This window comes from Aeromicrobium sp. MLTX1 (assembly GCF_046452335.1).
Taxonomy (GTDB): Bacteria; Actinomycetota; Actinomycetes; order Propionibacteriales; family Nocardioidaceae; genus Aeromicrobium.
On sequence record NZ_JBKFDN010000001.1, the window covers coordinates 256,389 to 271,062 of the forward strand.

Consider the following 14,674-nt stretch of genomic DNA (forward strand, 5'->3'; position numbering starts at 1 on the left):
CCCCTACTCCACCGGCAGGCCGAGCGAGCGTGCGATGAGCATGCGCTGCACCTCGCTCGTGCCCTCGCCGATCTCGAGGATCTTCGCGTCCCGGTAGAACCGGGCCACGGGGTACTCCTCCATGAAGCCGTAGCCGCCGAAGATCTGCGTGGCCACGCGGGTCGCCGTGACGGCGGCCTCCGAGCTGTAGAGCTTCGCCACCGACGCCGCCTGCTTGAAGCGCTGGCCGGTGATGCCCGCGTCCTTCATCGCCGCCGCCTGGTAGGTCAGCGCGCGCGACGCGTCCGCCATCACCTTGAGGTCGGCGATCTGGAACGCCACCCCCTGTTTGCGGCCGATCGGCCCGCCGAACGTCTGCCGCTCCCCCGCGTACCGCACGCACTGCTCGAGGCACGCCTCGATGAGGCCCACCGCGAGGGCCGCGATCGCGACGCGACCGTCGTCCAGGGTGGCCAGGAACTGCGCGTAGCCGCGGCCCCGGTCGCCGAGCAGGTGGTCGGCCGGAACCCGGACGCCGCTGAAGCTGAGCGCGTGGGTGTCGCTGATGTGCCAGCCGAGCTTGTCGTAGCCGGCCTCGGCGACGAACCCGGGCGTGCCCGCCGGCACGACGATCGCCGAGATCTCGGGACGGCCGTCCTCGCGAGTCCCCGTGCGGGCCGTGACCGTGACGAGCGAGGTGATCTCGCTGCCGGAGTTCGTGATGAACTGCTTCGCGCCGTCGACGACCCACGTGTCGCCGTCGAGCACGGCCTTCGTGGCGGTGGCGCCGGCGTCCGACCCGGCGCCCGGCTCGGTGAGGCCGAAGCCGGCGAGCGCACGACCGGCGACGAGGTCGGGCAGCCAGCGCTCCTTCTGCTCGGTCGTGCCGAAGGTCTGGATCGGGTTGATGCCGAGACCGACTCCGGCCTCGAGCGTGATGCCGATCGACTGGTCCACGCGGCCGAGCTCCTCGATCGCGAGGCACAGGCTGGTGAAGTCGGCGCCGGAGCCGCCGTACTCCTCGGGCGCGGTCAGGCCGAACAGGCCGAGGTCGCCCATCGCCCGCACGACGTCGACCGGGAAGTGGTGGTCCTTGTCCCACTGCGCGACGTGGGGAGCGACCCGCTCGGCGGCGAAGTCCCGGACGACGCGACGGAAGTCCTCGTGCTCGCGTGACAGTTCGAAGTCCATGACCGAAGGTTAACAGGCGTTAACCTCGCTGGGGCGACGAAATGGCCTGCACCACACTCCCTTAGACTCGCGACTGCCGTTCAGACGCGAGGAGTATTCGTGAGCAAGCCCCTGCAGAAGGTCCTGGTCGCCAACCGTGGAGAGATCGCGGTCCGTGTGATTCGAGCCGCGAAGGATTCCGGCATCGGGAGTGTGGCGGTCTACGCCGAGCCCGACCGCGACGCGCTCTTCGTGCGTCTCGCCGACGAGGCCTACTCGCTCGAGGGCTCGACCCCGGGCGACTCGTACCTGTCGATCGAGAAGATCATCGCCATCGCGCAGCGCAGCGGCGCCGACAGCGTGCACCCCGGCTACGGCTTCCTGGCCGAGAACGCCGAGTTCGCCCAGGCCGTCATCGACGCCGGGCTGATCTGGATCGGCCCGCCGCCGGCGGCCATCGAGAGCCTCGGCGACAAGGCCAAGGCCAAGCACATCGCGCAGATCGCCGACGCGCCGCTGGCGCCCGGCACCAAGGACCCGGTCAAGGACGCCGACGAGATCGTCGCGTTCGCCAAGGAGAACGGCCTGCCGGTCGCCATCAAGGCGGTCTTCGGCGGTGGCGGCCGCGGCCTCAAGGTCGCCCGCACGCTCGAGGAGATCCCCGAGCTCTACGACTCCGCCGTCCGCGAGGCCGTCAGCGCCTTCGGCCGCGGCGAGTGCCTCGTCGAGAAGTTCCTCGACAAGCCGCGCCACGTCGAGACCCAGTGCCTCGCCGACAGCCACGGCAACGTCGTGGTCGTGTCGACCCGCGACTGCTCGCTGCAGCGCCGCCACCAGAAGCTCGTCGAGGAGGCCCCCGCGCCGTTCCTGAGCGAGGACCAGCTGGCGCGCCTCTACTCCTCCTCCAAGGCGATCCTCAAGGAGGCAGGCTACGTCGGCGCCGGAACCTGCGAGTTCCTCGTCGCCCGCGACGGCACCATCAGCTTCCTCGAGGTCAACACCCGCCTCCAGGTCGAGCACCCCGTCTCCGAGGAGGTCACCGGCATCGACCTCGTACGCGAGATGTTCCGCATCGCCGCCGGCGAGGAGCTGGGCTACGACGATCCCGAGATCATCGGCCACTCGATCGAGTTCCGCATCAACGCCGAGGACGGCGGCCGCGGCTTCCTGCCCGCGCCCGGCACCCTCACCAAGTGGGCGCCTCCGTCGGGCCCCGGCGTCCGCCTCGACGGCGGCTACGAGGAGGGCGAGACCGTCCCCGGCGCGTTCGACTCCCTCGTCGCCAAGCTGATCGTCACCGGCCGCACGCGTGAGCAGGCCATCGAGCGCTCGCGCCGCGCGCTGGACGAGTTCGTGGTCGAGGGCATGCCCACGGTCATCCCGTTCCACCGCGACGTGCTCGACAACGTGGCGTACAACGCCTCCGAGGGCTCGTTCGACGTCTACACGACGTGGATCGAGACCGACTACGACAACCAGCTCGAGCCGTACTCCGGCCCTCTCGCCGACACCGACGAGCCCGGCGAGCGCGAGCGCGTCACCGTCGAGGTCGGCGGCAAGCGCGTCGAGGTCGTCCTGCCGGGCGGTCTGGGCGCCAGCGCGGCGGCTGCCGGCGGCGCGAAGAAGGCCAAGCGCAAGGGCGGCAAGTCCGCCGGCGCGGCCGCCAGCGGCGACTCGCTGACCTCGCCCATGCAGGGCACCGTCGTCAAGCTCGCGGTCGAGGAGGGCCAGGAGGTCGCCGAGGGCGACCTGGTCGTCGTCATCGAGGCGATGAAGATGGAGCAGCCCATCAACGCGCACAAGGCGGGCACCGTCACGGGCCTGTCGGCCGCCATCGGCGAGACCATCGGCGCCGGCGCGGTCATCTGCGACCTCAAGGACGCCTGAGTCCCCAGCAACGAGCGACGAGATTTGCTCCGTTTTCCCCCTTTCAGCACCGCTGAGAGGTAGAAAACGGAGCAAATCACGTTTCGGAGGCGTCAGGAGGCGCGGCGGTCGCCCTCGCGCACCGCGGCGCGGATGTCGGGCGACAGTCCCGGCGTGGCCGCCGGCGCGTGGTGGTCGACCTCGCCGAACGCGACCCCGGTGGCCCACACGATGAGCGTGACCACGACCCACGTGCCCCAGCCGTCGATCTCGAAGCCGGAGTCGGGCACGATCAGGTCGGTCAGCACGAGGGCGATCGCGGTGAGCGCCAGCCCTCCGGTGATCGTGTAGACGCGCAGCCACTTCGCGCCCATCATCCGCAGCGCCAGAGTGCGCAGGACGACGCTCAGCACCGTGAACAGCGCGACCGCGGCGACCCACCAGCCCACCGTCAGGTCGAAGCCGTCGAGCAGCCACGCCGCGGCCCCGAGGGAGACGGCGTTGGCCAGGGCGGCCGAGACGATCGTGAGCCAGAGACGGGGGCTGCGCATGGGACCGATCATCCCATCCGCGACCCTCAGAAGCCGAACCAGTCCGACTTCAGGCCGAACGCCCAGCGCGCGTCGACACCGGTGATGGTCTTGTTCGCCTTCGACCCCTTGAGGGTCAGCGAGACGACGCGACCGCCCTGCGTGCCGTGGCCGTTGCGCTTCGTGATCGAGATCGACTTCAGCGTGCCGATGTTCGGGTACTTCCGCTGGATCGCCGAGGCGGTGACGGTCTGGCTCCAGGCGTGGTTCTTGTTGCCCGACCAGTTGTCCCACGGGTCGCTGACGGCCTTGAGGTAGGCCGTGGAGCCCTGGTTCGTGAAGCCGCCGGACGAGCTGGAGAACTGCGTCAGCGCGGGCGCGCCCTGGTAGGTCAGGATCTTGCCCTTCGTGGCCAGGATCGCGTCGTTCGTGCGCTTGGTCTCGTCGGCGTAGCCGCCGTAGACCTGGCACGAGACCGTGTCGCAGATGTCGTAGTGGCGCGACGAGCCGAGGTAGCGCGAGCCGAACGTGCGGGCGGCCACGGACTGCGCCTTGAGCGCCTCCATGCTCCAGCTGGACGGCATCTCGCGCGCCACGACGCCGCGCGTGTAGGCCTCGAGGCTCAGCACGTTCACGGTGTCGCGCGTGGTCGTCGACGGCTTGGTCGAGCGCAGGGCGCCCCGGTACGCCCGGGTGCTGCCGCTCGGCATGACGAGGCGGATCGTGGCCGGTCCCTCGAACTGGGCGTCGGTCTTGAAGGTCCGGAACGCGTACCACGTCGACCCCGACTTGTACGAGACCTGGTTGAGGCCGCGGTTGCTCGGCGAGGTGTCGATGGTCCAGTCCGAGACCGTGCGGCCGCTGACGCTGTTCGGGAGGGTCTGCACGGCGTTGTTGGCCAGCGTGCGCAGCTTGAGGCCGCTCTGGTGCTTCACCTGGACCGAGTTCGTCGTGTCGGCCGAGATCTGCACGCGGATCGTGGCGGACTTGAAGCTCAGCTTCGTGCCCGGGTAGTACTTCTTCAGGATCGCGTCGTACTTCGCGCCGGCGCGGGCGCCGCCCTCGGCGCCGTACTGGCTCATGCCGATGCCGTGGCCGTAGCCGTGGCCCTTGAACGTGACCTTGCCGGCCGACGGCGTGACGGCGTTCCTCGCGCTGGGCGCGGGAGCCGGTGCCGGCGCGGGCTTCGGCGTGGACGGCTTCGGAGCCGGGGCGGGCGCCGAGGCGCCCTTGTAGCCCACGGTGGCGCCGGAGGCGAACGGCTTGCCCGAGTAGGCGCTCACGCGCTCGCGGGTCGGCGTCGACCACACCGACACGCGCACCGAGTACATCGTGCCGCGCTTGAGTCCCTTGATCGCGATCGCGTTCTTGTAGGCCGTCGCGTAGCGCTTCTTGCTGCTGCCGGCCTCCCAGTACATGACGCGGTAGGCCGGAGCGCCCGACTGGGCCTTCCACGCGAACCGCAGGCCCGTGGCCGTACGCGTCGTCAGCTTGACGCCCGTGGGAGCCGTGAACGCCTTCGTGCGGGCCGTGGGCATCGGCTTGGGCGTGTACGGGCTGACGCGCTGCTTGACGGTCGGGTTCCACACGGCCACGCGGAACACGTAGGTGCGACGCGAGTTCAGGCCGTAGATCGCGGTCTTGGTGCCCGAGACGTTGTAGTACTTCGCGCCGGCCGAGCTGCCCGTGGGCGAGACCATGACCCGGTAGCCGGGCGCGCCCGAGACGGCGCTCCAGCTGATCGTGGCCGCGGTCGTCGCGGGAGCGACGCGGACGTTCTTCGGGGTCGCGAACTGCTGCGGGGCGGTCGGCGTGGGCGCGCCAGCGGCCGAGCTCGCCTTCGAGATGTAGGTGGCCACGCGGTCGCGCAGGCCGCCCACGGCGCCGATCCAGGCGTAGCCGTACTTGCCCGGGCACGCGGTGGACTTCACGTCGCGGTGGCCGTTGATGACCGAGTACTTCTTGCCGCCCGCGGAGTAGGTGCCCTTCGGGTTGGCGCCGAAGTACTTCACGCGCCAGCCGACGAGCCGTACGACGGCGCTCTTCATCGCGTCGCTGGGCTTCACGTAGTCGAAGTGGCCCATCATCGAGACGCCCGTGGCGTACTGGTTCACGGCGTCGACGCCGGAGTGCGCGGCGCGGACCTGCTTGGTCATGCCGCCCTTGCGGCCCTCGAAGATCTGGCCGAAGCGGTCGACGAGGAAGTTGTAGCCGATGTCGCACCAGCCGTGGCCCTTGACGTGGTACGTCTGGTAGCTCCGCACGAGGCCCGCCGACTCGGACTTGCTGTAGGTGTTGGAGCCCGCCGTGTGGTGGATGACCACGCCGAGCGCCTTGGGGCGCGTGACCGGTGCGCTGCAGCTGGTGCCGGCGCCGGCCTTCCACTGCGCGCGCGTGATGATCGACGGCATCGGCACGACCTTGGGCGTGCCGTCCGCGGCGACGCTCTCGGTGGTGGCGTCGTCCTCGTCGCCCTCGAACAGCGCCGGGCTGACCGGCGTGACGACCTCGGGCTTGCCCGGGTCGATCGTGGTGACCTTGACGTCCTGCGCGGAGCCCGTGGCGGCCTTCACCTCGACGGCGACGCCGTCGGAGGGAGCCGAGGTCCACAGGGGCGACGTGCCGGGGCGTCCGCCCTCGACGCTGTCCTCGACGTCGAGCGTCTCCCAGTCGCTCCACTTCCCGTCCGTGCGCACCTGCACGCGCACGGTGACGTCGCTGGCGTCGGAGTCGGCGCTCCAGGTGACGCCGACCATCCGGAAGGGGTCGACGGAGGTGCGCTCGACGGCGTCACCGCCGGCCTCGGGGTCGGGCTCGACCGCGGTCTGCTCGACCTCGACCTCCTCGGACACCGGAGCCGTCGTCGCGGCCTCTTCGGTGGCCGCGGAGGCGTTCGGGCGCGACTCGACGATGTCGGTGCCCGCGGCCTGCGCGGGGGCAGGCAGCAGGAGCGCGCCGGCGACGGCGAGTGTGGTCAGACCAATGCTGCAGCGGGTCAGCCAGGAATGCATGGGGGAAGTCCATTCTGTGGCGTTGTACATCTGGTGCTCATGTTGCTGGGGAGCACAGGCATCAGAACACATATCGCGAGGCCGTTCCAGCAGTTCCGGTCTGACCTGCGAAACAACACGCGTGTGATTACAGCCGTGACGGCCCCAAATTCAAGTACTGCTTCAGACTTGGCGGTGCAGGCGCCGCGCGACCTCGCCGACGGTGCCCGACATCGACGGGTAGACGCTGAACGCGTCGGCCACGTGGTCGACGGTCAGCGACGCCGAGACGGCGACCGAGACGGTGTGGATCAGCTCGCTCGCCCGCGGGCTCACGACGACGCCTCCGATGAGCGCGCCGATGCCCTGGCGGGCGTACAGCTTCACGAAGCCGTCGTGCACGCCCTGCATCTTGGCGCGCGGGTTCGCCGCGATCGGCAGGATCGCCGTGTCGACCAGCAGGCCCTGCTCGTCGATCTCGCGCTGGCCCACGCCGACGGTGGCGATCTCGGGGGACGTGAAGATGTTGCTCGAGACCTTGCGCAGGTCGAGCGGGTGGACGGCGTCGCCGAGCAGGTGCGCCATCGCGATGCGGCCCTGCTGGGCGGCGACCGAGGCCAGCATGAAGACGCCCGTGCAGTCGCCTGCCGCGTAGACGCCGGGGATGTTCGTGCGCGAGACCTTGTCGACCGCGATGAAGCCGCCGTCGTCGGTGTCGATGCCGACGTCCTCGAGGCCGAGGTCGGCCGTGTTCGGGATCGAGCCGAGCGCCAGCAGGCAGTGCGAGCCGGTGACCGTGCGGCCGTCGGTGAGCGTCACGACGACCTGGTCGCCCTCGCGCCGCGTGGAGGCCATGCGGGACTTCCCGAGCACGTTCATGCCGCGGCGGGTGAAGACGTCCTCGATGAGGTTGGCGGCGTCGGGGTCCTCCCCCGGCAGCACGCGGTCGCGGCTCGACACGAGCGTGACCTCGGCGCCGAGGCCGTTGTAGGCGCTCGCGAACTCCGCGCCGGTGACACCCGAGCCGACGACGATCATGTGCTCGGGCAGCTCGCGCAGCGCGTAGACCTGCTCCCACGTGAGGATGCGCTCGCCGTCGGGCTGCGCGTCCTCGCTGACGCGCGGGTGCGCGCCGGTGGCGATGAGGATGCCGTCGGCCGCCAGGCGGACCTCGCCGTCGGGCGTCTGCGCGACGACCGTGCGCGCGTCGGCGATCCGGGCGATGCCCGAGAGCACCGTGACGCCGGCCGAGACGACGCGCTCGGCGATGTCGTCGGACTGCGCCGATGCGAGCCGCAGGACACGGTCGTTCACCGCCGCGAGGTCGGCGCGCGGCGCCTTCGGGACCTCGACGCCCAGCTCGGCCGAGCGGCTGACCTCGTGCAGCAGGTCGGACGTGGCGATGAGGGTCTTGCTGGGCACGCAGTCGGTGAGGACCGTGGAGCCGCCGAGCCCATCGCGCTCGACGAGCGTGACCTCGGCGCCCAACCGCCGGGCGACCAGCGCCGCCTCGTAGCCGCCGGGTCCGCCTCCGATGATCACGACATGGGTCATGACCCGATTGTCCCGCATGCGGGCGTCACCGCCCGCGGCGAGGGTCTCAGCGGGCGAAGCGCGGGAGCTGCGTGGACAGCTCCTCGAACAGCGCGCCGTTGAGCCCGAAGACCACCTTGACCTCGTCGACGACGCGCTGCTGGTCGCGCGGGGTCAGCGGGAGGGAGTCGAGGCGGGCGCGGTACGCGTCCTTGTACGGCTTGGGCTTGGGCACGGCGTCGAACTGGTAGAACGCGATGCCCTGGCCCTCGGGAAGCTCGAAGGTGCGCGCCAGGATCCGGCCGATCGCCTGGCCACCCGACAGGTCGCCGAGGTAGCGCGTGTAGTGGTGCGCCACGAACAGGGCCGGGTCGGCGGCCGAGGCCTCGATGCGCGCGACGTAGCGGTCGACGGCGGCGCTCTGCACCTGCGGCACGCCCGCGTCGCCCGACCAGTACGCGAGGTCGCGGTCGATGGCGTCGAGGCGGTTGATCGACGGGTCGATCACGGCGCCGGCGATCGGGTCGTCGGCCAGGCGCGCGCCCACGGACTCGAGCGCGGCGTAGATCGGGCGCAGCATCGCCAGGTACTCGGTGTAGCCGGTCTCGTTCACCTGGCCGTCGAGCAGGCAGGACATGAAGCTCGAGCCCTCGGCGTCCTTGTGCTCGGCCTGGGAGCCGTCGCGCATCTGGACGGACAGGCCGGTCTCGGTCGGCAGCACGGTCATGGTCGCGCCTCTCTGTGGGGGTGGCTCAATGATATGACACGTTGTCAGATCAAGGTGACACGGTGTCCGAAAGACCACGATGTGGGACGACGATCAGGTGACCGTCGGGGGCCGGCAGCACGTGCACGCCGATTCCGTAGACCTCCTCGACCCGCTCGGGGGTGAGCACCTCCTCGGGCGCGCCGATGCTCACGAGGCGGCCGTCGTGCACCATCGCGATGCGGTCGGCTCGGGCCGCGGCCAGCGAGAGGTCGTGGAGCACGACGACGACGGCCCGACCGGCGGCGGCCAGGTCGTGCGCGACGACCATGACCTCCTCCTGGTGACGCAGGTCGAGCGCCGCGGTGGGCTCGTCGAGCAGGACCACGTCGGTGCGCTGGGCCAGCACGCGCGCGAGCGACGCCCGCGCCTTCTCGCCGCCGGACAGCACCGTGAACGGCCGGTCGAGCAGGTGCGCGATGTCGCTGCGCTCGATGGCCTCGGCGATCGCCTCGTCGTCCTCCGCGGCCGAGGCGTGGCCGGTCCACGGGTTGCGGCCCATCTCGACGACCTCGCGGACCGTGAACGGGAAGCTGACCTGGTTGGCCTGCAACAGGACGGCACGGGTGCGGGCGAGGTCGCCGGCGGACCAGTCGCCCAGCGGGCGGCCGTCGAGGATCACCTCGCCCTCGGCGATCGGGACGTCACCCGTCAGCGCGCCGAGCAGCGTGGACTTGCCGGCGCCGTTGGGGCCGACGAGCGCCAGCACCTCGCCGTGGCGGACGTCGAGGTCGACCCCGCGGACGATGTCGCGCCCGCCGAGCCGGCAGACCAGGCCCCGGACCTCGTACGCCGCGCTCATGCCCAGCCTCCGGCCTTCGAGCGCGTGGCGCGCACGAGGTAGAAGAAGAACGGACCGCCGATGAGCGACGTCAGCAGGCCGATCGGCAGGTCGGACCCGGACACGAGCGTGCGCGCCAGCAGGTCGGCCCACACCAGCAGCGCGGCGCCGCCGACCACGCTGGCGAGCAGCAGGGTGCGGTGCGACGGCCCCAGCAGCATGCGCACGAGGTGCGGCACGACGAGGCCGACGAACGAGATGATGCCGGCGAACGCCACGGCCACGCCGGTGAGCAGCGCCACCAGCAGGATCGAGCCGATGCGCAGCCGCTCCACCCGCAGGCCGAGGTGGGCCGCGGTGCGCTCCCCCAGCGACAGCAGGTCGTAGCGACGCGCGAGCAGGCACGCGACGACGCAGGCCGGCAGGCCCACCGCAGCGACGATGAGGACCTCGCTCCAGCGGGAGCCGTTCATCGAGCCGAGCTGCCAGAAGACGATCTGCTCGCGCGAGCCGGTGTCGGAAGCGAACATCACGAGCGCCAGGCCCGCACCTGCGAACGCGTTCACGGCGATGCCCGTGAGCAGCAGGGTGACGACCTCGGTGCGGCCGCCCACCCTCGCGGTCGCGTAGACGAGGACGGTGGCCGCGAAGCCGCCGACGAACGCGAGGACCGCGACGCCCCAGCCCGCGAACGCGGTGATGCCGAAGGCGATCGCGATCGACGCACCGAGAGCGGCGCCGGCGGAGACGCCGACGACGCCGGGCTCGGCGAGCGGGTTGCCGAAGATCGCCTGCATGACGGCGCCGGCGACGGCCAGCGTGGCGCCCACGAGGATGCTCATCGCGACGCGCGGGAAGCGGATCTGCAGGAGCGTCTGCTCGATGATCGTGTCGTCGGGACGCCACGAGGTGTCGATGCCGATGCCGTGCAGCATCGCCCCGGCCACGTCGCGCGGCCCGACGGGCAGCTGGCCGACCGAGGCCGAGACGAACGTGCCCACCACGAGGAGGACGGCGAACCCGGCCAGGACCAGGGTCCGACGGCCCGCGCTCACCACGCGCGGATCACTGGTCCGCCTCCGGCACGTAGATCGCCCGGGCGAGCGCCTCGACGACGCCGGCGGAGCGCGGACCGAAGGACAGGACGTCACCGTCGGACATGTCGACGAAGCGCTTGGACTGGCCCGCGGGCGTCAGCGCGATCGCCGGCTTCTCGGCGAGCAGCCCGTCGACGCCGCCGGTGGACTCCAGGCCGTGCGTCATCACCATGATGAGGTCGGGCCTGGCCTTCACCAGCGCCTCGTCGGTGAGCGGCTGCATGCCCTTCCAGCCCATCTCGCGCGCCACGTTGACGCCGCCGAGCGAGTCGACGAGGTCACCCACGCCCGAGTCGTCGGCGAACAGGTAGTAGACGCCGGAGTTGCCGCGCAGGTAGAGGAACACCATCCGGAGCCGGTCGGACTCCCGCTCGGGGACGAACCGCTCGACCTCGGCCTTCGCGGCGGCGACGTCGGAGGTGATGCGCTCGGCCAGCGCCTCGCCCGACTTCGGCAGGCCGACCGCGGCGCCCACGTCGCGGGCGAGCTGGGCGGCGCCCTCGAAGCTCGAGTCGTTGTCCAGGAAGACGACGGGCACGCCGGTGTCGGCGAGCTGCTCGACGACGTCGCGCGGACCCATCGAGCCGTCGGTGATGATCACGGTGGGCTTCTGCGCCATGACGGCCTCGGCGTTCACGGCGTGACCCTCGGACGTGATGAGCGGCAGGTCCTCGGCGCCCGGGAAGTCGGTGGACACGTCGCGCGCGACGAGCTTGTCCCCCAGGCCGAGACCCCACAGCGACGCCGCGATCGAGCCGGACATGTCGAACGCGACGATGCGCGAGGTGTCGGTGACCGTGACCTTCGTGTCACCGGAGCGCACGTGCGAGACGACCGTGGCGGGCAGGGTCGCCTGCTCGTCGACGTCGACCGGCTCGATGTGGCGGTCGGTCAGCTTCGCCGTGCTGGGTCCGGTGATCTCCTTCGGGGCCTGTGAGGCCTCGAGCTCGGACAGCGGGGGCAGGTCGGCGCCGGAGCCGGGATCACTGCCCTCGCCTCCGGATCCACAGGCGGTCAGGAGCGTCAGGCACAGAGCGGTCAGCAGCGCGGCGGCGCCGCGCGCGGGCCGCCTCATGCATCCGCCCCGGGGGTCCGGCGTCGCATGACGAGCACCGTACCGCCGATGGAGACGAGCACCGCCAGCACCGTTCCCGCGAGCCACGGGAGCCACGGCGTGGAGGACGTCGGCGCAACCGTGTCGAGGACGACCGCGGCAGCGTCGTCGGCGCCGGCAGCCGGCTGCGCAGCGGGTGCCGCGCAGTCCGTGGCCACCGTGTAGGTGAGCGTCACGGGGTCGAGCGCCGCGCCGGTCTCGTAGTTGGGGAACGCGGCGCTGCCGGCGCTGGTCAGGGTGGTCGGGACGTCGGTGATCGTGACCGTCTGACCCTCCTTCGAGACCGTGCCGGCGCTCAGGTCGAGGTCGGCGAACGGCACGGCGGCGATCGTGCGGCGGTCGTCCTTGCCGGCCATCGCCGCGTCCATCGTGCCGCCGGTGTAGTCCACCGCGAGCGTGGCCCTGGAGTCGTCGACGATCGTCACGACAGGGTTCGCGATCGTCGTGTCGAGCGCGCCGTCGTGGCCCGTGAACTCGACGCCGCCCTCGAAGGAGAGCTCGCCGGCGCGCGTCTGCTCGTCGAGGACGCCCGCGCCCTGCGACCAGGTGAACTGCGGTGTCGCATAGGCGGCGTTGCCGCTCGTGGTCCAGTCGCCGTTCGCGATCGAGCCCGAGACGTAGGCGCGGAACGACTCCTTGAAGCCCCAGTCGAGACGGGCGTCGCTCAGCTCGCAGCCGACGATCGCCTCGGCGGCCGCGACGTCGATGACGACGCCCCGGTCGACCGAGCCCTGGAACGTGAGGGTGTGCTCGCCGGGCTCGATCGTGGGCGGGATGGTGCCCTTCCACGTGGCGCGGCCGGTTGCGTCGGCCGTGACGTTCTCGGCCAGGACCAGCGGGGTCGAGTAGAGCACGACGCGGATGCCGGACTCGTTCGGGAGGAAGCCCGTGCCCGAGGCGGTGACCTCGTCGCCCGCCGTGACCTCGTCCTGCTCCAGCACGAGGCCGGTCGTCGCCGGCGGGGCGGCCGGCGGGGTCCACGCCGTCGCGGGCGTCGACGACCCGGCGACGGAGGTGGCGCCCGAGCCCGAGCCGGCGGCGGCCGTGGAGCCGACCGAGAACGTGACGGGGTCGACGACGGTGCCGGCCGGGTAGAACGCGTTGCCGTTGTAGGAGAACATCCCGGCGCCGGCCGCCGTCAGCGCGGCGGGCGCGTTCGCGTACTGCACCCAGCCGGTGGCGGTCGAGCGCGAGGCGCGGCCGAGGTCGATGACGGCGACGTCGATGCGTCCGCGACCCGTGACCTGCGCCGAGAGGGTCGCCGTCGTCGAGGAGGTCACGCGCACCGAGGGCGCCGTGAGGGACATGTCGAGCTGGCCGTGATGGCCGTGGAAGCGGACGGTGCCGCGGTAGCCGGTCGTGCCCTGCGCGCTGGGCGGCGTGGCCGAGGTGGTGCTCTGGCCGAAGCGGTAGCCGCCGGAGACGGCGGTGGCCCCGCTGGAGACGCTGACGGAGCCCTGCGCGATCGGCCCGGTGATGTACGAGCGGAAGCTGGCCTTGACGCCCCACGTCAGGTCACCGGCGCGGCCGGTGGTGGTCGAGGACTTCGCCGGCTTCGGGTCCTGCGGCCGCTTCGTGGGCTTCGTCGTCGGCTTCGGCGTGGGCTTCGTGGCCGGGGGCGTCGTGGGCACCACCGCGCCCTTGACGGAGAGGGTCGCGCTCACGGGATCGAGCTCGGTGCCCGCGGGATACATGGCGCTGCCGCTGTAGGAGAACAGCGCGGTGCCCGCGGAGGTGAGCGTGGCCGGCGCGTTCGCGATCGTCACCTTTCCGCTGCCGGCGCTGATGCGGCCGGACAGGTCGAGGCTGGCCACGGCGAGGCCCGAGTGGCTGCGGCCGTCGCTCGTCCTCGCGTCGACGAGCAGGCGCGCGCCCGAGGAGTTCAGGACGATCCGCGGCGACGAGATCGTCAGGTTGAGCTCACCGTGGTGTCCGGTGAAGTTCACGGCACCGGAGGCGCGCACGTCGGCGGACTTGTCCGACCACGTGCCCTTCGCGCCGGTGAAGGTGGTGCGGGCGCCGTTGTCGGTGGCCGGGGCGGTCGTCGTGATCCTGCCGCCCGCGATCGGGCCGCGGATGTACGTGCGGAACGAGGTCTTCAGGCCCCAGGAGATCGAGCCCGCCGTGATCTGCGACGGGTCGACGGTCGGCTCGGTCGTCGGCTCCGTCGTGGGCTCGGTGGTCGGCTCGGTCGTCGGCTCCGTCGTCGGCTCGGTCGTGGGCTCCGTGGTCGGCTCGGTCGCGGGCGTCTCCACCTGCAGGCTGGCGTCGAGCGGGTCGACCTCCTGGCCGGCGCTGTAGGAGCCGCCCATGAACCCGGCTCCCGCGGCCGTCAGCGTGACCGGCGCCTTGTCGACCGTGACGGTGGTGCCGCTCCAGTCGACGTGGCCGTCCAGGGCGACGTCGGCGAAGTGGACGCCGTTCGTGGTGCCCGACGCGTCGGTGACGTCGAGGACCAGACGCCCGCTCGTCCCGCTCACCTCGAGCCGCGGCTCCGCGATCGTCAGGTCGAGCGCGCCGTGGTGACCTGTGAAGTTCACCGAGCCGTGGGCCGCGACGGTGGACGACTCGCCCCACTCCCCGGACGCCTGCGGGAACGTGGTCTGCGTGCCGTCGTCGGTGGCCGGCGCGGCCGGCGTGACCTTGCCGCCCGCGATCGGGCCGGTGAGGTACGAGCGGAACGACGCCTTGAGACCCCACGAGATGGACCCACCGGTGACTTTTGTTCCAGTCGGGGCAGCATCCGCGCGGACGTTCGGCACCGCGAGAGCAGCCAGTGCGGCCACCAGCAGCAGGACGAGGACGCGCACGGACATCGAGCGGTGGGCGTGATCGATCACGGAGACTC

Annotated in this window: 11 protein-coding genes and 1 pseudogene; 2 read left to right on the plus strand and 10 right to left on the minus strand. The window is 71.5% G+C overall.

Annotated features, from left to right (window positions below):
• Positions 1-3: 3 nt before the first annotated feature.
• Positions 4-1,170 (minus strand): acyl-CoA dehydrogenase family protein, encoded by a 1,167-nt coding sequence (locus ACK99Q_RS01235; RefSeq protein WP_410184439.1) that lies wholly within the window; start codon positions 1,168-1,170, stop codon positions 4-6.
• 111 nt (positions 1,171-1,281) lie between these two features.
• On the opposite strand from ACK99Q_RS01235, the gene ACK99Q_RS01240 reads away from it, so the two are divergent.
• A complete protein-coding gene (locus ACK99Q_RS01240) occupies positions 1,282-3,036 on the plus strand; it encodes an acetyl/propionyl/methylcrotonyl-CoA carboxylase subunit alpha (protein ID WP_410186046.1) in 1,755 nt (584 codons plus the stop codon).
• Between the two features lie 92 nt (positions 3,037-3,128).
• Here the strand turns inward: ACK99Q_RS01240 and ACK99Q_RS01245 are convergent, their stop codons facing one another.
• The 8 genes from ACK99Q_RS01245 to ACK99Q_RS01280 form a co-directional block, all read right to left on the minus strand.
• The gene (locus tag ACK99Q_RS01245) at positions 3,129-3,566 is read right to left on the minus strand and encodes a hypothetical protein (RefSeq protein WP_410184440.1); all 438 of its coding nucleotides are present in this window, start codon (positions 3,564-3,566) and stop codon (positions 3,129-3,131) included.
• Positions 3,567-3,592: 26 nt separating this feature from the next.
• The gene (locus ACK99Q_RS01250) at positions 3,593-6,556 is read right to left on the minus strand and encodes a SpoIID/LytB domain-containing protein (protein WP_410184441.1); all 2,964 of its coding nucleotides are present in this window, start codon (positions 6,554-6,556) and stop codon (positions 3,593-3,595) included.
• A gap of 162 nt (positions 6,557-6,718) precedes the next feature.
• On the minus strand, positions 6,719-8,089 hold the full coding sequence (locus ACK99Q_RS01255) for an NAD(P)H-quinone dehydrogenase (protein ID WP_410184442.1): 1,371 nt from the start codon (positions 8,087-8,089) through the stop codon (positions 6,719-6,721).
• Positions 8,090-8,135: 46 nt separating this feature from the next.
• Positions 8,136-8,795: a heme oxygenase (biliverdin-producing) gene (locus ACK99Q_RS01260; RefSeq protein ID WP_410184443.1), complete on the minus strand. Its 660-nt coding sequence runs from the start codon at positions 8,793-8,795 to the stop codon at positions 8,136-8,138.
• Positions 8,796-8,844: 49 nt separating this feature from the next.
• On the minus strand, positions 8,845-9,636 hold the full coding sequence (locus ACK99Q_RS01265; RefSeq protein ID WP_410184444.1) for a heme ABC transporter ATP-binding protein: 792 nt from the start codon (positions 9,634-9,636) through the stop codon (positions 8,845-8,847).
• Positions 9,633-10,673, minus strand: a complete 1,041-nt coding sequence (locus tag ACK99Q_RS01270; RefSeq protein WP_410184445.1) for a FecCD family ABC transporter permease — start codon at positions 10,671-10,673, stop codon at positions 9,633-9,635. Before ACK99Q_RS01270 ends, ACK99Q_RS01265 begins: the two co-directional genes overlap by 4 nt.
• 7 nt (positions 10,674-10,680) lie before the next feature.
• Positions 10,681-11,787, minus strand: coding sequence for a hemin ABC transporter substrate-binding protein (locus ACK99Q_RS01275; protein WP_410184446.1), 1,107 nt, complete (start codon positions 11,785-11,787; stop codon positions 10,681-10,683).
• Positions 11,784-13,955, minus strand: a complete 2,172-nt coding sequence (locus ACK99Q_RS01280) for an HtaA domain-containing protein (protein WP_410186047.1) — start codon at positions 13,953-13,955, stop codon at positions 11,784-11,786. Before ACK99Q_RS01280 ends, ACK99Q_RS01275 begins: the two co-directional genes overlap by 4 nt.
• Between ACK99Q_RS01280 and ACK99Q_RS01285 the strand changes: the two genes are divergently transcribed.
• Positions 13,903-14,127 carry a glycine zipper domain-containing protein gene (locus ACK99Q_RS01285; protein WP_410186048.1) on the plus strand — a complete coding sequence of 75 codons (225 nt, stop codon included), beginning with the start codon at positions 13,903-13,905 and terminating at the stop codon, positions 14,125-14,127. The genes ACK99Q_RS01280 and ACK99Q_RS01285 overlap by 53 nt on opposite strands.
• Here the strand turns inward: ACK99Q_RS01285 and ACK99Q_RS01290 are convergent.
• Positions 14,103-14,642, minus strand: a pseudogene (locus ACK99Q_RS01290) (HtaA domain-containing protein); the annotation flags it as partial. The gene ACK99Q_RS01285 and the pseudogene ACK99Q_RS01290 overlap by 25 nt on opposite strands.
• Positions 14,643-14,674: the final 32 nt, after the last annotated feature.